At 40.9% G+C, this 19,049-nt stretch carries 16 protein-coding genes; 10 read left to right on the top strand and 6 right to left on the bottom strand.

Annotated features, from left to right (window positions below; genetic code table 11):
* Nucleotides 1-196 precede the first annotated feature (196 nt).
* The 5 genes from HGR01_RS08545 (at nucleotide 197) to HGR01_RS08525 (ending at nucleotide 5,369) form a co-directional block, all read left to right on the top strand.
* Nucleotides 197-1,807 (top strand): ammonium transporter, encoded by a 1,611-nt coding sequence (locus HGR01_RS08545; RefSeq protein WP_045869525.1) that lies wholly within the window; start codon nucleotides 197-199, stop codon nucleotides 1,805-1,807.
* 105 nt (nucleotides 1,808-1,912) lie between these two features.
* Nucleotides 1,913-2,236, top strand: coding sequence for a YnfA family protein (locus tag HGR01_RS08540; protein WP_045869700.1), 324 nt, complete (start codon nucleotides 1,913-1,915; stop codon nucleotides 2,234-2,236).
* Nucleotides 2,237-2,668: 432 nt separating this feature from the next.
* The gene (locus HGR01_RS08535; protein ID WP_304941078.1) at nucleotides 2,669-4,060 is read left to right on the top strand and encodes an ammonium transporter; all 1,392 of its coding nucleotides are present in this window, start codon (nucleotides 2,669-2,671) and stop codon (nucleotides 4,058-4,060) included.
* Between the two features lie 178 nt (nucleotides 4,061-4,238).
* Nucleotides 4,239-4,442 (top strand): hypothetical protein, encoded by a 204-nt coding sequence (locus tag HGR01_RS08530; protein WP_155539127.1) that lies wholly within the window; start codon nucleotides 4,239-4,241, stop codon nucleotides 4,440-4,442.
* Nucleotides 4,443-4,559: 117 nt separating this feature from the next.
* The gene (locus HGR01_RS08525; protein ID WP_071989372.1) at nucleotides 4,560-5,369 is read left to right on the top strand and encodes an SGNH/GDSL hydrolase family protein; all 810 of its coding nucleotides are present in this window, start codon (nucleotides 4,560-4,562) and stop codon (nucleotides 5,367-5,369) included.
* Nucleotides 5,370-5,683: 314 nt separating this feature from the next.
* On the opposite strand, the gene HGR01_RS08520 is transcribed toward HGR01_RS08525, so the two are convergent.
* From HGR01_RS08520 to HGR01_RS08505, 4 genes are all read right to left on the bottom strand, one after another.
* A complete protein-coding gene (locus HGR01_RS08520; protein ID WP_045869529.1) occupies nucleotides 5,684-6,367 on the bottom strand; it encodes a Crp/Fnr family transcriptional regulator in 684 nt (227 codons plus the stop codon).
* Between the two features lie 202 nt (nucleotides 6,368-6,569).
* Entirely contained in the window at nucleotides 6,570-7,844 is a 1,275-nt protein-coding gene (locus tag HGR01_RS08515) for a hypothetical protein (RefSeq protein WP_045869530.1), read from the bottom strand.
* Between the two features lie 269 nt (nucleotides 7,845-8,113).
* On the bottom strand, nucleotides 8,114-8,299 hold the full coding sequence (locus HGR01_RS08510) for a hypothetical protein (RefSeq protein ID WP_045869531.1): 186 nt from the start codon (nucleotides 8,297-8,299) through the stop codon (nucleotides 8,114-8,116).
* Between the two features lie 392 nt (nucleotides 8,300-8,691).
* Nucleotides 8,692-9,879: a HetZ-related protein 2 gene (locus tag HGR01_RS08505; protein WP_045869532.1), complete on the bottom strand. Its 1,188-nt coding sequence runs from the start codon at nucleotides 9,877-9,879 to the stop codon at nucleotides 8,692-8,694.
* A gap of 1,526 nt (nucleotides 9,880-11,405) precedes the next feature.
* Here HGR01_RS08505 and HGR01_RS08500 point away from each other — a divergent pair.
* The 4 genes from HGR01_RS08500 (at nucleotide 11,406) to HGR01_RS08485 (ending at nucleotide 16,823) form a co-directional block, all read left to right on the top strand.
* Entirely contained in the window at nucleotides 11,406-12,746 is a 1,341-nt protein-coding gene (locus HGR01_RS08500; RefSeq protein ID WP_045869533.1) for a hybrid sensor histidine kinase/response regulator, read from the top strand.
* 208 nt (nucleotides 12,747-12,954) lie between these two features.
* Nucleotides 12,955-14,115, top strand: a complete 1,161-nt coding sequence (ldpA, locus tag HGR01_RS08495) for a circadian clock protein LdpA (protein WP_045869534.1) — start codon at nucleotides 12,955-12,957, stop codon at nucleotides 14,113-14,115.
* A gap of 41 nt (nucleotides 14,116-14,156) precedes the next feature.
* Nucleotides 14,157-15,890: a R3H domain-containing nucleic acid-binding protein gene (locus tag HGR01_RS08490; RefSeq protein ID WP_045869535.1), complete on the top strand. Its 1,734-nt coding sequence runs from the start codon at nucleotides 14,157-14,159 to the stop codon at nucleotides 15,888-15,890.
* 453 nt (nucleotides 15,891-16,343) lie between these two features.
* Nucleotides 16,344-16,823: a DUF4383 domain-containing protein gene (locus HGR01_RS08485; protein ID WP_045869536.1), complete on the top strand. Its 480-nt coding sequence runs from the start codon at nucleotides 16,344-16,346 to the stop codon at nucleotides 16,821-16,823.
* Between the two features lie 47 nt (nucleotides 16,824-16,870).
* Here HGR01_RS08485 and HGR01_RS08480 read toward each other — a convergent pair whose 3' ends face one another.
* A complete protein-coding gene (locus tag HGR01_RS08480; protein WP_045869537.1) occupies nucleotides 16,871-17,518 on the bottom strand; it encodes a hypothetical protein in 648 nt (215 codons plus the stop codon).
* 12 nt (nucleotides 17,519-17,530) lie between these two features.
* Nucleotides 17,531-18,244 carry a LuxR C-terminal-related transcriptional regulator gene (locus tag HGR01_RS08475; protein WP_045869538.1) on the bottom strand — a complete coding sequence of 238 codons (714 nt, stop codon included), beginning with the start codon at nucleotides 18,242-18,244 and terminating at the stop codon, nucleotides 17,531-17,533.
* A gap of 103 nt (nucleotides 18,245-18,347) precedes the next feature.
* Here HGR01_RS08475 and HGR01_RS08470 point away from each other — a divergent pair, with 103 nt between their 5' ends.
* On the top strand, nucleotides 18,348-19,046 hold the full coding sequence (locus HGR01_RS08470) for a DJ-1/PfpI family protein (protein ID WP_045869539.1): 699 nt from the start codon (nucleotides 18,348-18,350) through the stop codon (nucleotides 19,044-19,046).
* Nucleotides 19,047-19,049 lie beyond the last annotated feature (3 nt).

Here is a 19,049-nt window from a genome sequence, read left to right as displayed (position 1 = left end):
TTGAAATTTGGAAAAAATATTTACAAAAGTAGCAATCTTTCTTTACACTCCTATTAGGATATTCGAGTTTCTGATTTGCAATCCAAATTACTTGAACGGCCAAATATCAACAAATAGTTGATGAGATTCAAGTGCTACTTCGGTTGGCTTAACTATATTATTTCCTGTATTTCCTGGAAAAATTGTTGGGAGTAAAATGTTCAAACTTACGCAAAAACAGAAATTAAAAGCCAAAAGTAGGCAAAGAACAGCAAAAAGTCACTTTAAAAGTTCAAAATCTCAATCAAATATAGACAGATTAGCTAGCACAATTAAACGGCTCTCCCCCAATTGGCAAGCTAGCCTAGCTTTAGCTAGTTTAATAGTTTTAGGATGGGGTTATGCTGCATTTGCTCAAGCACCCGCTGCAGGGCCAACCACAGCAGAACTAAAAGTTGCTATTGACACTTTATGGGTAGCGATCGCAGCATTTTTAGTGTTCTTTATGAACGCTGGTTTTTGTATGTTAGAAACCGGCTTCTGCCGCCAAAAAAATGCTGTCAACGTTCTAGCTAAAAACTTGATTGTCTTTGCTCTCTCTACAGTAGCTTTTTGGGCAATCGGTTTTGGTTTAATGTTTGGCGATGGGAATGATTTTATTGGGCTGAGTGGATTTTTCCTAGGAGGCACAGATAACAGTCCCGCAACTGGAGACGCTTACAAAGGTATTTTTAGTGCCTTGAGTTGGACAGGTGTTCCTTTAGCTGCCAAATTTTTATTCCAATTAGTATTTGCTGGAACCGCCGCCACAATTGTTTCTGGTGCAGTTGCAGAACGGATTAAGTTTGTTGACTTCCTCATTTTCAGCATCTTACTTGTAGGTATTGCCTACCCCATTACCGGACATTGGATTTGGGGTGCTGGTTGGTTGGCTGATATGGGCTTCTGGGACTTTGCTGGTTCTACAGTCGTTCACTCAGTTGGTGGTTGGGCTGCTTTAATGGGGGCTGCATTCTTGGGCCCGCGTATTGGAAAATATCAAGATAAACAAGTTGTGGCTCTCCCTGGCCATAACATGAGTATTGCTACCTTAGGCTGTTTAATTCTCTGGTTAGGCTGGTTTGGATTTAACCCCGGTTCAGTCATGGCTGCTGATCCCAACGCAATTACTCACATTGCTTTAACAACTAACATGGCGGGTGCAGTAGGTGGAATTGCTGCAACAATTACAGCTTGGTTGTACTTAGGCAAGCCAGACCTGTCAATGATTATCAATGGTATTTTGGCTGGCTTGGTTGGTGTCACAGCATCTTGTGCTTACATCAACATTGGCAGCTCTGTAATTATTGGTTTAGTTGCTGGTGTAATAGTCGTCTTTTCTGTTCCTTTCTTCGATCGCATCGGTATTGACGACCCTGTAGGCGCTACCTCAGTTCACCTAGTTTGTGGTGTTTGGGGAACTTTGGCAGTAGGTCTGTTTGCTGTCGGCCCTGGTGGCTATCCTTGGTTAGTTGACCTAGCTGGGAAACCAGTAGGCCCACATGGTCTGTTCTTTGGTGGTGGCTTTGGCACCCTAATTCCGCAAATAGTAGGCATTTTGGCTGTAGGTGGTATTACAGTCTTGCTCAGTAGCATATTTTGGATGGTATTGAAAGCTACTTTGGGTATCCGAGTAACTCGTAAAGAGGAATTGGAAGGTTTAGATATCGGTGAACACGGTATGGAAGCCTACAGTGGATTTCTTACAGAAGCTAGTTCCGATGGATTTTCTGAAGGTTACAGTTCAGGAGACGTTCCACAAGGTCGTGATTTACCTAATACCTTGTAACGTTTGATTTTTTTCTTGATTTTACTGATAACAACCCACCCCTGTAATTTTTATGCACATACAGGTGGTGGGATTTTTATTTCACATTTAAAAACTAATAAATTAATGATGAAGTCTCTGTTTTATTTTGTCTGGGCTGCTTTGTTTGAAATAGGAGGTGGTTACTTAATATGGTTATGGTTGCGTGAAAATAAGCCTATGTGGTGGGGGCTATTAGGTGGTATTTTTTTAGCTATGTATGGAGTAATAGCTACTCTACAACCTGCAAATTTTGGCAGAGTTTATGCTGCTTATGGCGGGATTTTTATTGCAATCGCAATGGTTTGGGGTTGGTTGGTAGATGGTGTCCATCCAGACCAATACGATTTAATCGGAGCTTGTTTAGCTTTGTTAAGTGTTTTTGTGATTGTGTACGCACCAAGAATATAGTTTAAAATTTTTTTACTGAATTGTACAAACACAGGTTACTTCAACTTGCTCATCAAATAGAAACTAGAATAATTAGGTAAATATGTAACTCCACAGATGAATCTAGTATGAATTTTGCTCATACTTACTAACTAATTCTAGGTATTATTTGTAAGAGTTATATTTCAACACATTTTGCTTTGAATATAGCTAACACATAATACATTACAAGAATATAAAAATGTAATTATTGCATCTTTATACAAATTATTCAAAATTTAGCATCTGCAATTAGTATGATGTTTTTATAAACCTTTCTAAACAACTAAATTGGAGTAACTTATTTAGACAAAATAAAGTATAAAACAATACTATATTGGTCAAAAGTGAAACAACAATGTTGGTGTTCGGGGACAAAAACAAGTGTTGAAGAAAGTTGTAATTATTGGGGCTATGACCCTGTTGCTGTTGGGAGGGCCGTTAATGGGCAATGCTTTTGCCCAAGCTGCTGCGGCTGCTCCTCCGACTGCTGATACTGGAGACACAGCATTTATGCTGATTTCAGCAGCATTAGTGCTACTAATGACACCAGGATTGGCATTCTTCTATGGTGGATTTGTGCGATCGCGAAATATCCTCAACACATTGATGATGAGTTTTGTGTTGATGGCGATCGTGGGTGTCACCTGGATTCTGTGGGGCTATAGCCTTTCCTTCGCACCCGGTTTACCGTTTATCGGGGGATTGCAATGGCTTGGTTTGAATGGTGTGGGCTTAGAAGTCACTGATTATCTTAAAGGTTCCAACCCTCCAGAAGTGGTTTCCTATGCTGGAACAATTCCCCACCAGGCATTCATGATTTACCAAGCCATGTTTGCCATTATTACTCCAGCTTTGATTTCTGGCGCGATCGCAGAACGGATGAGCTTCCGCGCCTATGCTCTATTTGTGCTGCTGTGGTCAACCTTTGTCTATACACCTCTTGCTCACATGGTATGGGCGAAAGGTGGATTGTTGGGATTGTATGGTGGTTTAGGTGCTTTAGACTTTGCAGGTGGGACAGTAGTTCACATCAGTTCTGGTGTTTCAGCTCTCGTCGCCGCGATCGTCCTTGGCCCTCGTAAACAACATCCCGATCGCCTCAGCCCACCGCATAACGTGCCGTTTATTTTGTTGGGTGCTGGCTTACTGTGGTTTGGCTGGTTCGGGTTCAATGCCGGAAGTGCTTTGTCTGTTGCTGGGGGAACTTCGGGTAACATAGTCACCAATATAGCAACCACAGCCTTTGTTGCTACTAATACAGCAGCAGCCGCTGCTGCCCTCATGTGGCTGATTTTAGAAGCAGTTTTACGCGGTAAACCCACCGCAGTAGGTGCTGCTACAGGAGCAGTTGCAGGTTTAGTAGGCATTACGCCAGCTGCAGGGTTTGTAACTCCCTTATCAGCAATTTTAATTGGCTTCATCACCGCTTTTGTCTGCTTCTACGCTGTTAGTTTCAAGCATAAAGTCCAAATTGACGATGCTTTAGATACCTACCCAGTACATGGTGTTGGTGGTACAGTTGGGGCAATTTTAACCGCAATCTTTGCTACTACCCAAGTTAACGGTGGTGGTAAAGACGGCGTACTGCGTGGTAACTTTGGTGAATTAGGAGTTGAACTAGCAGCCATTGTGATTGCTTATGTGATCGCTGCTGTTGGTACTTGGGTGATTCTGAAAATTATTGAGGCGACCGTTGGTCTACGCGTCAAGGAAGAAGCAGAATACCAAGGTTTAGATATTAACGAACACGGCGAAGAAGGTTACAACTCCGAATTTAGCGATCGCATGAATGTTTCTCAATAATTCAAGAATTAGCTCTACGCGTTATAGCTTCAAAAGTTTGTTGGAACAATAGACATTTGGCTATTGAACAACGAAACCACTAAATTTAAATACCTGTTAGCGAATTACTATACGCCCTTTGATGATTTGCCCCATATATCAGGCAAAATTCAGAGGGCGGTTGCTTTTGGATTAGGGATTGGGGACTGGGGATTGGGACAAGGGGATTGGGGATTGGGGATTGGGGATTGGGACAAGGGGAAAATACCAATTACCAATTACCAATTACCCATTACCCAAAACCAATTCTTTTAAAACTATACGCACTTTGATTTCTCTGAGTTATGATACCAAGCACTACAGAGAAATCACTAGCCAAAATCAGGGTAAAAATATTACTTGAATGAAGGGTGTAAGCCTCTGTAAGTATGATTACGCAAACAGTAAATTTCTCATTGACTAAATAGTTGATGGGAGTGGTTTGCAGTTTGATGCAAAATAATTGGTAAATTCCCTAGCCGTGACCATTTCTGCAAAAAACTTTCCTCTTTGGGCATTTTTCTCGTTAGTAACCAACGGCCTGTTGATGTTGGCGATAGTGCTGCTCATTTTGCAACAGCAGAGATTAACCAATATTGTTGGGGCGACTAATGCGGCTACAGTCAGCGAACCTCCGGTTGTGAAATCGGATTTAGGCCCGCGTCACCAACTTAATTATCAACAATGGTTAGACATCTTAAAAAAAGAAGCCCAAGTTTCTGCACAAAAAACTCCTCAGCATCTCACCATCTTAGCGGGAGATTCTTTGAGTTTATGGTTTCCCTCAGATTTGTTACCTGAAGACCGAAATTGGCTCAATCAGGCAATTTCTGGAGAAACTAGCGAAGGATTATTAAAAAGATTAGATTTATTTGAGCGCACTCAGCCAAAAGAGATTTTCGTGATGATTGGTATTAATGACTTAATTCGAGGAGCTAGCGATGAGACAATTTTAGAAAATCAACAGCAAATTATTAATTATTTGCGCCGAGTGCATCCAAAAGCGCGAATTTTTGTACAGTCAATTTTGCCGCATGGGGGTGAAGAATCTACTTGGGAAAGACGAGAGAAACTTTTAGCTATTGCTAACGATCGCATTTATCATCTCAACAAACAACTGCGAACCATAGCCAAAAAACAAGGCGTTAAATATATAGACTTATATTCTTTGTTTAGCGACCAGCAAGGTAATATGCGTCGCGAATTTACTACGGATGGTTTACACTTGAGTCCCCAAGGCTATATGGTTTGGCGAACTGCATTGCAGATTTATAGTCAATCGCCATCTTAATTCTTATCTATAAACCAAGTTCTGAAACTATCGCGAATGTGGAGCGATCGCATCCTTAAATACTATCAGGTTAAGTAAGCTTGATTCTACTAAACTAATACCAATGCAGAAAGAATGTGACAGATAAGCAAAGGCACGGCAATGCCGTGCCCCCTAACAATGACAAATGACCAAGGACAAAGCGCAAAGTCAAGCCACTACGTTCCTGTCGCCTTGCGTCGGAAAGCAAGTGGCGTTGAGCGGAGGTTTCCTCCGCTCAGACTTTGTAAGAATCACAGCCTCAGCCAATTATCTTTAATTTCGCCGACCACTTATTAAACTTTGTTTGCTAAATTAATCAACTGTTTGAAATTGACTAAATCAATAACGTTATTTGTAGGGTCAATTTCAATCCAGCCTTTTTCATTCAGCTTTTCCATAATTTTGCTAGCTTCGTCAACACTGATTTCTGTTACCTCAGCCAAATCTTTGATGGGAATATTAAAAATTTCTCTTCCCTGATCTGATTTTTGCCCATAGCTTTCACCCAAACTAACTAAAGTCTGAGCTAATTTGACAGCTGGCGGAGAAGAGCGCATTTGTAGGCGCAGGTTGATTTGTCGGACTCGTCGTACCATCAATTGCAGCATTCGGTGATGCAAATGTGGGTCTTTAAACAAAATTTGAATAAAGCGTTCTCGAGAAACACTCAGCAATTTTACAGGCGACAGCGCAATTACATCAGTTGACCTAGGAGATTCATCTAAAACTGCCATTTCTCCGAAAAAATCGCCTCTTCCTAAGATTGCTAGCGCTACAAAATCCTCTCCAGAAGTTCGCCGCACTTTCACCCAACCAGAAACCACAAAATAAACTGCATTACCCCAAGCATCTTCCATTAATACTGCTCGTTCAGATGGATACTCATGTTCAATTGCAACATTCAGCAGCCACTCCAAGGTCTGAGGATTGGCTGTACTCAGTAATGGAAAAAGTTCACTAAAAACCTCAGTCTGCATGAAATATCTGTAAATAATTAATTCAAGAGTAAAAAATCAGATCAGCTATTATTAATTGTTAAAACCGTAATTATTGGCAGTCATACGGTAGCAAAATCTTTACAAAATTAATGGTGAATTTTCAGAGTTTTAGCTTTGAGATTCTAGTACAACATAACAATTATGAATGCGATCGCAATCAGCAGTTTTACTGACAGACTGATTACTTCACATTTTTTGGTGGTTGGTTATCACTATTGAGGATGTTGAGATGTTTATCTAAATTTTCTACCAAGTGACTCAACGCCACAACAGCTTGTAATTGCTCAGATTGAAGGTTAGTGTTCAGTAGCAGCCTTTGTTCTAACTCACGCAACTTTAACTTTAATTGTTGGGTCATTACCAAGGTGTCATGGCTCAAATAATTCAACTGTTGTTGTTGATAAAACTTTAATGCGGCTCCTCTGAGTACTTGTAATGTTGCTTCTTCACCATAAAGTCCTGGCATGATTCGCAAGCGTAACAACAAACTATTACGTTGATATAGCAATTCTTTCTCTACCTGTTTGGGTTCTGCAAGTGTGGTCACAGGTAAATCAGCAAATAGCTTTAATTCATTGATCACTTCTTGGAAAACAGAGATAGGCAGATTTTCGATTACAGATTGCAAGACTCCATTATCACTCCAGAGTATTCTGCCTTGATCGTGCTGTCTTTCCAAATACAAGCGGCCAATACCTCCCACTAAGACTCTTGCTAATAATTCTTCTAATAATTTCCTTGGTGTTAATGTTGCCAATACATCCAGAGGAGTTAATATATCTGGAATTTCCATTGACGCAGTATTTAAACTGCTTGGAAGTTTTCCCTTTGGAATATCCCTGAATTTGCCCTGTAAATTAGAGATAGCATTATTGTTCCCAGACATATCATTAGTATTGGGGACGGGTAATAAGTCTGTTTGTGAATCAATAGTTAGTAAAACATCTGCTTGCTCCTCAACAAATGTTACTTCCTGGTCAAATTCACTCGAGGTTTTTGCTGAGGAGTTCTCATCATCCACAATATTAACTTCCTGTTTTTCTGATGTAGAGTCTACTTTTGGCTGAGGCTTTTGTTCGCTATTTGATGGGGATGTATTCTTTTCGCGGAGGTAAGCTGAAAGGATAGTCCGGTGAATAGTGCTAGCAATTGGCTTAGGCACCATTGTGCAATTAATATAAGCCAAAATACGACTAACGTAATTTAAGGCTTCTTGATCATGAGGATTCACAATCCCCACTAACAGCTTTTTGTCCTTTAACCCTAACGGTACAATTTGGTGGTGAAGGCAAGCTTCTAACGACAAAAAACGATCGATTAGCGAGAATATTTGCTCACGAGAGGTAGGTGGTTCCCTTGAGGTATCCGATTCTGGCTCCCCTGGAAGTGGGATTGTAACTGGCCTATGCAGTTCAACTTCATCGTTATCAGTTAGTTTGCCTTCTGAAGACAACATATGTTTACTTACTCATTTAATTACTTCGTATTTGCTCTTAGTATTCCACCAAAGCAACTGTGACACTCACAGAGATTCTTATTTCTAGCTAAAAACTGATCGTTAAGCCTATAAAGGCGCAAAAGTGAGGGTTTTCAATCTTCTGCTCACACACCAAAATCAAATTGCAATCCAGTTTCATTTGGGAAAATACTAGCCTAAGAGGAAACAGGTGAAGCTGTGCAGTCTTTTTTGCAAGATACTGCGTGTTGAGGTTAGCCTTTAGTAGATCAGGGGGTTTCCACGCCAGTTGCGACAATGGGAAAAACCCCTGTCACCTGAGAATTTACCTGTTCGCTGTACTGCAAAGCAAAACCCTTATCCTGAAGGCGAAGCAAGCTCCTCATCACATTTCCGAAAGGAGCAGGTAAAAGTTCCCACAGAGTAAAGGAACAAGGAAGAAGGAATAAAGCCATATCAAGTTTTTTTCAAAAATCAAATACGATTCCCATATTGAAATACAGGAATTTAGTGATAATACTTATTAATTGGAAAACTAACTGAAACAATTATGACAGACTTTTAAACTGTGATTAGTGGATTACTAGTACTATTGTGCCTCTAATTTAGTAGTAACGAACAATACATGGTTAGTTTATTGCAAGCTGAATTAAATACTAATATTTTTAAAGAAATATCTAGGATTCTGGATTGGGGATAAATCCCAAATCCAATATTGAAAACTCCTAAAGCTGACTGTGATCATCCTGAATATTAGGGCATTTAGTTCGTATAAATATAGCTACCTTCTTTAAGGTAATAAATTTTAGTACATAAGGCTATATACCAAGCTTATGTCTAAAATTTGTTACTCTTGAGTTCTTAAAGTCTGGGCTACAAGATAGACTTTGCCCCATTCACCCATCACTTGATGGGTTTTGAGTTTTAATTGTGTAGCTATCGCTTCAATGGAGTTACCCGCTTTGCGTAAATCTAAAATTTGCCTCCCCAATTCGGTCAATTGTTCATAGAGTTGTTGCCATTGGTTTTGCGTTAAACCCAAGTTATGCTCCTGCAAAGAAATTCCTAACCAATTATCCACTAATTCTGGTTTTCCTTTGAGAGCAAAAACCCGTACAGCGTGATAGCTGATTTTTTCTCGCAGTCGGTAAACTTCCTTAATCTGCTTACCTAGTTTTTTGGCGATTTCTTCTTGAGGCTTACCTTGCAAATACAGCCGCAGCCACTCTACTGCTTCTGACCCGAGATTTTCTTGTAAATAGGCTTCAAATTCTTCCTGTATTGTTTGCCTCAAAACAAGTTGTTCTTCTTGTTCTTGTGCTTCTTGATATTCTGCGATCGCCTGGCTATCCACCAAGTTCACCCGGTTATCATTGTCATCGGTGAGAATTTCTTCAGAAACTAGCCTAATCAAGTCACTACTAGGTACTTGAGTTAAACCACCACGTTGAGTCCGCCGTAGGTAGTTGACAAAACGGTAAACTAATAGCGGTTGATTGCGTACTGGTCGCAAGCAATATTCTTCGATGCTGGCAAATAGTAACGTATCTCGCAGCCTGCGATCGCTAGTAATTTCCGCAATCGTTGCCATTTGCTCTTGCATATAGGTATCGCTTTGCAGCAATTCCTGAAGTACTTCTTGTAATACATCGATGACGCTACGTTGGCGATCGCGGCTCAAAGACACCCAAGTCTGAATTTTATTCCGCAGTGTCATTAAACTAGCTAACCGCGCTGTGAGGTTGCGATAAGCACGTTCTCTTCCTACCCCCAAGTAACGTTGCTGCAAAATGCGATAACGATATTCCATTGCTTGCTTGGCAATCTCCAGTTCCTTGGGGTTGAGCAGATCTAAGCGTTGAGAATCACGTCCTAACAGCCACAGAACAATACTTTCTCTGGTGGCTGCGCTTTGTTCTGGACAATCCGCCAATAGACGAGTTCGCCAATATTGCGCTAGTTTTTCTGCTTCCGTTACCATAGCGAGATTGCGCTCCTCAAAACCCTGCTTTAAAGTTTGCATCACAACCCCCATTTGTCGCACTTAACTTAATGTATTGGCAGCTGCCCCTAATTTCATCTTTGTGATGAAAAATTTTAGTGATTCCATTGTTATTTACGTCTGGAAGGACTCAAGTTATGCAAAATTATCTGGTGCTAGTTTAAACCTTTAAGCTGCAAGTCTTATAAACTCGACTATTTAAGGCATTCATTTCCAATTTGGAAATTTTAAATTTTTGTAAACCTTATGTCTTAGCGACTCAAAGAAAGCAACCTGCCCAGCTATGGTCAAATCGGATACACTCTTGCTGTGTAGGATTTGAAAAAGGCTGACATTTTGCACCTGATAAGAGGAGCGAAGATAATTCACCTCTATCCAGACGTAGTTTTATCGCTATAAGTTTCGCCGCCTAGGAGTTACTGTGTGGGAGTATAAGCATTTTTTAATTCCCATCAACATTTGTGCCACCTTGTTTTGGCTAAAGGCAAGATGTACGACATCATTTTGAAAATTCTACTGCAAATTTCATAGTACCCATCAGGGTACTATCTTGATCTATTATCTTCAAAGCTGGTATGAAATGGAAATTTTATCTAGGCTCAAGAAAAATACGGCATCTTGCAAGCAGAGATTACGTTTTGTGTCAATGAGGTTATGAAATTCTCTGCCTTGCAGTTTTCAGCCCTATTGTTAAGGGATCTTACCCACTATTCAATGACTTTGGCGTAGAGACTACGGAATTTTAGCTTTTTAAGCTTGGTGATGAGCTTAAAAACGGTTATCTACTTATAATTATTATGACCAATTAATAATTTATCTATCTTTAGATAGTTACCAAACTCAATATGAATATGTGCAACAAATTTGTGATGATACTATGCCCCTAGTCACGCTACTAATTGAGTTGAAGTTCCTTGGTGAAGGTTGAATTTACTTGACTTGGTTGCGAAGAGATTGAACTTCTTCCTCAAAAAACAAGAGAAAACAGGCAAAAGGACAAGGAGAAAAGGGAACAGAGAAGTGAACTTGTTAATTCCATTGATAGCAGGTAGCACGCCACCTATGCAGTTGCTCCTAAAAAACTGCTGCTAACTACCAAATTTTAGTATTTACGCCTAATGTGAATTAGAAACGCCTCTGATCCCATAAGAGTTTCAAAATTCATTCAAAATCATTTTTTCGGGACTATTTACGAAATTTTAAGGGTTTCAAGGCTTAATTCACATTAAACGTTATTTACAATTTTCATCTTTGATTTTTAACCTAGTTATTCATGCATCAATGTAGGCAATAATCTAGTCTTTCTCGAGGAAAGTCTACTATAAATCTACTCTTCAAGACTTTTAACTAAAAAATATCCCGCTGTCTAGGTAGGTGAACCAGAGGAGGAATCTGAATCATCGTTTTTGCACTCAAAATTGAATAATTCAATTTCTGAAATTTCCTAAAGTAAGGCAAAACGAACGTACCAGAAGGCATTTCCTAAAGCTAAAGCATGAATATCTCTCTTAGCTAGCTCCTAGTTACTAGCCCCTATTTTTAAGACAGAGTTTAGTTAGATGAATTTAAATAACAAAAACAATCATAAAGGTAACATTTTGGTGGTAGATGATACCCCCAATAACTTGCGGCTTTTATCAGCAATGTTAACATCACAAGGATATGAAGTCCGCAAAGCTTTAAATGGCAAAATGGCACTAACTGCTTGTCGAGTCGTTTTACCAGATGTCATTCTCCTGGATATTAATATGCCGGAAATGGATGGATATCAAGTTTGTAAAGCACTTAAAAGCGATAGCGTGACTGCTGAAGTACCAGTAATTTTTATTAGTGCCCTTGATGATGTGTTAGATAAAGTCAAAGCTTTTGATGTTGGAGGCGTTGATTACATCACCAAACCATTTCACGGCGCAGAAGTTATATCCCGAATAGAAAATCAAATTAATTTGAGATTGTTTCAAATTCAAATTCAAGAAAAAAATATTTTATTGCAAGATGCGCTTGATAGTTTAAAGGCTGCTCAAGTCCAACAAATTCAAAATGAAAAGATGGTAGCACTCGGGCAATTAGTAGCTGGGATTGCCCATGAAGTTAATAATCCCATTAGTTTTATCTATGGTAATCTCCAATATGCTGGAGAATATATACAAGATTTAGTAGACATCATTGCTGCATATCAACAAGAATATCCCCAACCCACAGCCAAGATAGAGAAAATAGTTAAAGAAGTAGATTTAAATTTTGTCACGAAGGATCTGCAAACTTTGATGGGCGCTATGTACAGAGGTGCAGATCGTATCCGAGAAATAGTGATCGCACTACAAAACTTCTCCAGGCATGACGAAGCGCTGATGAAGCAGGTCAATATTCATGAAGGCATTGATAGTGCTTTAGTCATGCTACAGCATCGACTCCGGGAAACAACACATCGTCCGGCAATTGCTATACTAAAAGAGTATGAAAGCTTACCATTAGTTACCTGCTATGCCAGTGAGCTAAATCAAGTCTTTATGCATTTGCTGAATAATGCCATCGATGCATTAGATCAGTCAGCCATTCATAGTCCAACAAGAGATAGTCAAGAAAATGAGCATTGTCCTCACGCCTCCTTGTTAATTCAAAATCCCCAAATTCGCATTCGTACAGAATTAACACAGGCCAATACAGTCAAGATTGCGATCGCGGATAATGGTTTAGGAATAGAAGAGTCGTTGCAATCGAGTCTATTTAATCCATTTTTTACCACCAAACCCGTAGGCCAAGGCAGTGGATTAGGGTTATCAATTAGCTATCAGATTGTCGTGCAAAAGCATCGAGGCAAGATAGCTTGTTTCTCCTCGCCAAGAGAAGGAGCAGAATTTGTGATTGAAATTCCTTTAGAACAACCAGAATATTCGTAAAGGTGTTTGTCATTTGTCATTGGGTAATGGGTAATGGGGATTTTTTATTACTCCTGTGCTTCCTCTACTTCCTTGTCCCCAGTCTCAAGTCCCTAATCCCCAGTCCCCAATCCCCAATCCCCAGTCCCCAAATGAAAATATAAAGAAATCGCGACTTTTTACCTATAAGGGACTACATTTTTTAGTCCCGTAAAAGCATAATAGAAATGTGACTGATCTGTTTGCCCCTTTACAATCTCTCAAAGAAGGTCGCTGGTTCAAGCTCATCTGTGGAGCCAGTTTCCAGCATCTGCCTGCGGTCAGAAGTTTAACATTAGCCTACACTTTGGCGGGCGCTGACTGTATAGATGTGGCAGCTGATCCAGCGGTGATTGCTGCAGCACAAGAAGCGCTGCAAGTAGCCAAAACCCTATCTGGTGAAGCTCAAAAGCGGGGTTTTAAATCCCAAGGAAACTTACCATTTTTGATGGTCAGCCTAAATGATGGTGAAGACCCACATTTTCGTAAGGCAGAATTTAATCCTCTGAAGTGTCCCCAAGATTGCCATAGACCTTGTGAAAGCATTTGTCCAGCACAAGCAATTGTTTTTAATGGTATAAAAGATAACTACTCAGGTGTCGTATCCCAAAAGTGCTACGGCTGTGGTCGTTGCATCCCTATTTGTCCTTATGATATAATTTATACAAGCTCATATATGACAACGCCGGGGGCGATCGCACCATTAGTAATGTCAACAGGAGTAGATGCCGTAGAAATTCATACACAAGTAGGGCGGTTAGCCGAGTTTCAACGTCTATGGCAAGCAATTTCACCTTGGGTAGCGCAATTAAAGTTAGTAGCGATCAGCTGTCCCGACGGCGAAGGCATGATTGATTACCTAAAAGCAATATATGACCTAATGCACCCGCGACCCCATGCCTTAATTTGGCAAACTGATGGTCGGCCGATGAGTGGAGATATAGGAGATGGTACGACTTTAGCAGCGGTGAAATTAGGACAAAAAGTTTTGGCAGCTAAGTTACCAGGATATGTGCAGTTAGCAGGTGGCACTAATAGCTACACTGTTGCCAAGTTAAAAGCAATGGAACTGCTAAACGATTTTAGATTGCCGATTTTAGATTTTGGATTGGAAGATTCCAATTTAAAATCCAAAATCCGAAATCCAAAATCCAAAATTGCTGGGGTGGCCTATGGTAGCTACGCCCGTGTACTGCTGTCACCAATTTTGGAACAGTTAGAAAATAAGGAGGTGAGTAAAACCAATGTTAAGGCGACTATCCGCCTGGAAGAGGACGATGTACTACTCTGGCAGGCTGTAGAGCTTGCCCATTCTCTCGTTTCCCAGCTCAAGTCACAACAGGAGCGCTAATCGCTCGTTCGTTATCTCTAAAAACGTCACCATAGTAAAGCATGACGATTACAGACGATCTCCAAAAGTTGTTAGACATTTTGCCCCAAGACCTGCGACAAGTACTAGATAATCATCCCAAGCGAGACTTTTTAGTAGAAGTGGTCTTGGATCTGGGCCGTCGCCCAGAGGCTCGCTTTCCTAATCAAGCTGAGTATCTGAGCGAGAAGCCTGTCACTCAAGAACAAATAGATGATTGCATTCAGCGAGTTGGAACCTTTGGCGGAGATAATCGGGCAGGAATCGAGCAAACATTGCACCGGATCAGCGCCATTCGCAATCGTACTGGCAAGATTATTGGCTTGACCTGTCGCGTGGGTCGAGCAGTATTCGGCACCATTGGTATGATTCGCGATTTGGTAGAAACTGGTAAATCGATTCTGATGCTGGGGCGACCAGGGGTCGGTAAAACAACTGCCTTACGGGAAATTGCCCGGGTTTTGGCAGATGAACTCAATAAACGAGTAGTAATTATCGACACCTCCAATGAAATCGCTGGGGATGGTGATGTTGCCCACCCTGCTATTGGTCGCGCCAGAAGGATGCAAGTAGCTCATCCAGAGCTTCAGCATCAAGTCATGATTGAAGCAGTAGAAAACCATATGCCAGAAGTCATCGTCATTGATGAAATTGGCACAGAACTGGAAGCCTTGGCAGCTCGTACCATTGCGGAACGAGGTGTACAACTGGTAGGTACTGCTCATGGGAACCAAATAGAAAACCTGATTAAAAACCCCACCCTTTCTGATTTAGTGGGGGGTATCCAAGCGGTGACATTAGGAGATGACGAAGCTAGACGCAGGGGCAGTCAAAAGACTGTTTTGGAACGCAAAGCCCCTCCTACCTTTGAGATTGCTGTGGAAATGTTAGAACGGCAACGCTGGGTAGTACACGAAAGTGTTGCTGATACAGTAGATACTCTTCTGCGGGGTCGCCAGCCTAGTCCACAAACCAGAACAGTTGACGACAATGGCAAGGTAGCAATTACCCGCCAGTTGTCAGTAGTCAATGGTCGTGGCGGACAGCAAGCAACTGCGGAAGACTCCTTTGCTAGCTCACGCACCTCTAATGGCTGGCGTTCGTCAGGACAGATGGTAGCCTTACCACCCATATCTGTAGAACGGGAAAGAGTCACAGGACGCAGTGAGTTCGACCGCTTGCTGGATGAATCGTTTAATTACTCCGAGGCTGTTGACCTTAGCAGCAGACAACCAGGGCCAAACGGCGAAGATTTGCCACTGCACGTTTACCCCTATGGTGTTAGCCGTCATCAACTAGAGCAGGTAATTAGCGTACTCACTTTGCCAGTGGTATTGACAAAAGATATCGATAGTGCTGATGCAATTTTGGCACTGCGATCGCACGTCAAAAATCACGCCAAATTAAGGCAAATGGCAAAAGCGCGTCATGTGCCCATCCACATGATTAAGTCCAGCACTATCCCCCAAATTACCCGTGCTTTACGGCGGTTGCTGAACATTGACGATCCAGAAATTGCTGATGATCGAGATCTGCAACTGTTATTGCACAGTGGTAGTGATGACGAAATGGATGCTTTGGAAGAAGCTAGACTCGCTGTTGAGCAGATAGTCATTCCCAAAGGACAACCAGTGGAGTTACTACCTCGTTCTCCCCAAGTCCGCAAAATGCAACATGAGTTGGTAGAACATTATCGACTCAAGTCTCATAGTTTTGGTGAGGAACCAAATCGCCGCCTAAGGATTTATCCGGCATAATCTCACCTTTATCCCCTCTTCTAATTTTAGGAGAGGGGATTTAATTTTGGATTTTAGATTAGCAATATTTACTATCAAATATTTCCATACATTTCAAACAATACTACTTTTTTAAAGTTGATGTCTGTAAATATTTAATTCCTTAGATAGAGTAAATTTTAGGAATTTCAGCTTTAAGAATGCGAGTGCTAATTCACAATTATAATGATTTAAGTAACAGCTAGATTTTATATATCTATTGATAACAAGTAAATACTCTAATCTCTAATTTTAATCCCTCCTTTCGATAGAGTGAAGCTAACAAAATTTAAGTTGAATAGTAAGTGTTAGATATTGCAAAGCAACGGTATTAATAGAAATACAGTTAATTTTCTCAATTCCGTTAGCTGAGTGATATTGCATTAGCGGATTAGATTCTGTGAATAATTTCAGGATTTTGAGGTAAAAGAGAATATGGAAAATACCAACGCGGCAAAAATGGCAGAGCGTTACTGTGCTTTGGGTATTGGAATTATCTATTTACTGTTAGGTTTAGCTGGATTTATCCCAGCTTTAGTTTCAATACCAGGAACTCACATGTCTTATATCCCACTTAATGAATCTACTAATGCGTATTCTGCGGGATTTGGCTATATATTTGGACTATTTCCTACTAATTTCTTGCATAACATAGTGCGATGTGCCGTAGGTTTATGGGGGATTGCTTCTTTTATCAGTGCTAGCAGTTCCCGGATTTTCAATCGTGGTTTTGCAATAGCTTATATTGTCTTGGCAATCATGGGATTGTTGCCATTTGCTAAAACCTCATTTGGGTTCATGCCACTTTTTGGTAATAATATTTGGGTCAATGCTCTAGCTGCGATCGCAGCCATTTACTATGGCATAATCATACCTGCGAAAGTTGAAGGCGTGAGTGTAGCACAAAGGTCTTAATACCTCTCTATTGTTATCTCTTGGGTGTAGGATTATATCAAAATACCCTACGCCCTATCTTCAGTAGGGGTAACAATAATTCCTATAATAACGCGTAATAATTCCTCTAATTCTTCAGGAACGCGATAAAGTTTTAAGTCTTGAGAAATTAATTTTTGTTGACGGTTAAATATCCCAAATCGCCAATCCTCTCCTGTAGTAACAGCGCCGTAAAGCAGGGGTGTTTCTGATTGTATCCACTGGTCAAGGGCTATTAATTCTACTGCTAATTGCGTAAATCCCCGACCTAAATCTGATTGTTTAGCTTCAACTACTAGCATTCCTGTATGGCTATTACTGCTATTACTATTTATGTAATAATCAAAGCTACCTTTTAGCTGCTCGTTAATATTTATCGGATATTCAATATTTAATTGGGTTTGAGTTTCGGCACAAATTTCTAATAATGTAGGGGCAATTAATACCTCTCTTCTTGCCATTTCGCTGATGGGGTTAACGTAGGCTAAATTTCTTGGCAAGTAACGACTCAAAAAATCTAAACACTTAAGTTCACCTGCATATTTTGGTAACTCCAGCCGCTTACGTTCATAAGTACAATTAAATTCTGCAAGGATGTCAGCTGGGGCATAGGGCAATTCAAAATATTTACTAAATGTATAGCTTGTACCTGGTTGCAGAATGCGAGGGCGGGTCATAAAAACAATCCTCTATGCAGTCAAAACATTTTGAGAGCGCGCTACCATTTCGGCACGGTTAACAACTTCTAATTTGCGAAATATCCTTTTGAGAGCTTGCTTAACGGAATTTTCTGTAATCCAAAGTTTTGCACCAATTTCAGCGTTAGTTAAGCCCTGTGCTACTAATTCAACTATTTGCCGTTCGCGGGGGGTGAGGCGATGCGCTAGCGGTGAGTTGAATTGTTGTGGCGATCGCTTTATCATTGCCAAACAAGCTGATAGATGAAGACATAAGGCACTTAAATCAGCCAGATGATCGCTGCTAAAAGCAGGTGTATGACCAACACGGGCAAAGTGAACTGTGCCAATTAATTGACCAGCACCGACAATAGGGCCTGTCATGATGTGTTCGTGGTCGTAGTAGGCGCAACAATTCTGGTACAAATCGCATTGCTTCCAACCACCTGGGGGTAAGACTAATTCTTCATGGGCTGGTGCGTGACGCTCAACAACGTAGCGCATAACTGGATCTACAGCTCTACCTACTTGCTCATAGCGCTCTACTAAGGATTCAGGAACACCAGAAACATCAACACTCGCTAGCCGAGATTGCTCATCGGTAAGGTAAATACCCCAACGCTGCACGCCAAAATGCTCTCCAACGTTATCCATGAAAGCTAGCCGCAATTGACGTTCATCATTGGCGGTAGCCATAGCATGAAATAAACTTTGCAAATTAGCCATTTTCTCTCAACAAAGTGTACTCGATCGAGGACTAGGCACAGCTAAGTAATCAATCTTACTCTAGCAGTGAATCCCAACACGAAAGTATAGAGAAATTAGAATTATGAGTAATGCAGCAGAGTACAACATTGGTCTAGTGATTTATCCTGGCATGACGCAATTAGATATCACTGGGCCGCAACAAGTCTTTAGTTTTTTGCCAAATAGTAAAGTTTATTGCTTATGGAAAAATCTAGAGCCAGTCACTAGTAGCGATAATCTGACGATTTTGCCAAATACTACTTTTGCTGACTCTCCACAATTGGATGTTATCTGTGTACCAGGCGGGCCGGGACAGGTGGAAATGATGAGAGATGCGGAAGTGTTAGAGTTTCTGCAAAATCAAGGGAAAACAGCAAAATATATTACATCAGTTTGTACTGGCTCCTTAATTTTGGCGGCGGCTGGATTGCTGCAAGGCTATCGTGCTACTTCGCATTGGGCGTTTCGCGATCAGTTAGCGCTTTTGGGGGTTGAGGTAGTTAATGAAAGAGTAGTAATTGACCGCAACCGCATTACAGGCGGTGGTGTGACGGCTGGGATTGATTTTGGATTGGTAATTGCTGCTCATCTGTGCGGTGAAGACACAGCTAAACTCATTCAATTATTGCTTGAGTATAATCCCGCACCACCGTTTAATGTTGGCTCACCAGAGAATGCTGGTGAGGCTTTAGTTCAGCAAGTTCAGAAATTAGGTGAACAGCTAATTACAGCATCCCTAGAACAAACAAAAGAAACCACTAAGTTGCTTGGTTTAGTGTAATTA

Origin of the sequence: Tolypothrix sp. PCC 7712 (assembly GCF_025860405.1) — a bacterium.
GTDB lineage: Bacteria > Cyanobacteriota > Cyanobacteriia > Cyanobacteriales > Nostocaceae > Aulosira > Aulosira diplosiphon.
The sequence above is the reverse complement of the archived record's forward strand: the minus strand, read 5'-3'. Positions and strand labels throughout refer to the sequence as shown.

Excerpts from the sequence above, each read along its gene's own strand:
- HGR01_RS08545 (WP_045869525.1), top strand. The coding sequence starts at position 197 with ATGTTCAAACTTACGCAAAAACAGAAATTAAAAGCCAAAAGTAGGCAA.
- HGR01_RS08540 (WP_045869700.1), top strand. The coding sequence starts at position 1,913 with ATGATGAAGTCTCTGTTTTATTTTGTCTGGGCTGCTTTGTTTGAAATA.
- HGR01_RS08535 (WP_304941078.1), top strand. The coding sequence starts at position 2,669 with ATGACCCTGTTGCTGTTGGGAGGGCCGTTAATGGGCAATGCTTTTGCC.
- HGR01_RS08520 (WP_045869529.1), bottom strand. The coding sequence starts at position 6,367 with ATGCAGACTGAGGTTTTTAGTGAACTTTTTCCATTACTGAGTACAGCC.
- HGR01_RS08515 (WP_045869530.1), bottom strand. The coding sequence starts at position 7,844 with ATGTTGTCTTCAGAAGGCAAACTAACTGATAACGATGAAGTTGAACTG.
- HGR01_RS08510 (WP_045869531.1), bottom strand. The coding sequence starts at position 8,299 with ATGGCTTTATTCCTTCTTCCTTGTTCCTTTACTCTGTGGGAACTTTTA.
- HGR01_RS08505 (WP_045869532.1), bottom strand. The coding sequence starts at position 9,879 with ATGGGGGTTGTGATGCAAACTTTAAAGCAGGGTTTTGAGGAGCGCAAT.
- HGR01_RS08500 (WP_045869533.1), top strand. The coding sequence starts at position 11,406 with ATGAATTTAAATAACAAAAACAATCATAAAGGTAACATTTTGGTGGTA.
- HGR01_RS08490 (WP_045869535.1), top strand. The coding sequence starts at position 14,157 with ATGACGATTACAGACGATCTCCAAAAGTTGTTAGACATTTTGCCCCAA.
- HGR01_RS08485 (WP_045869536.1), top strand. The coding sequence starts at position 16,344 with ATGGAAAATACCAACGCGGCAAAAATGGCAGAGCGTTACTGTGCTTTG.
- HGR01_RS08480 (WP_045869537.1), bottom strand. The coding sequence starts at position 17,518 with ATGACCCGCCCTCGCATTCTGCAACCAGGTACAAGCTATACATTTAGT.
- HGR01_RS08475 (WP_045869538.1), bottom strand. The coding sequence starts at position 18,244 with ATGGCTAATTTGCAAAGTTTATTTCATGCTATGGCTACCGCCAATGAT.
- HGR01_RS08470 (WP_045869539.1), top strand. The coding sequence starts at position 18,348 with ATGAGTAATGCAGCAGAGTACAACATTGGTCTAGTGATTTATCCTGGC.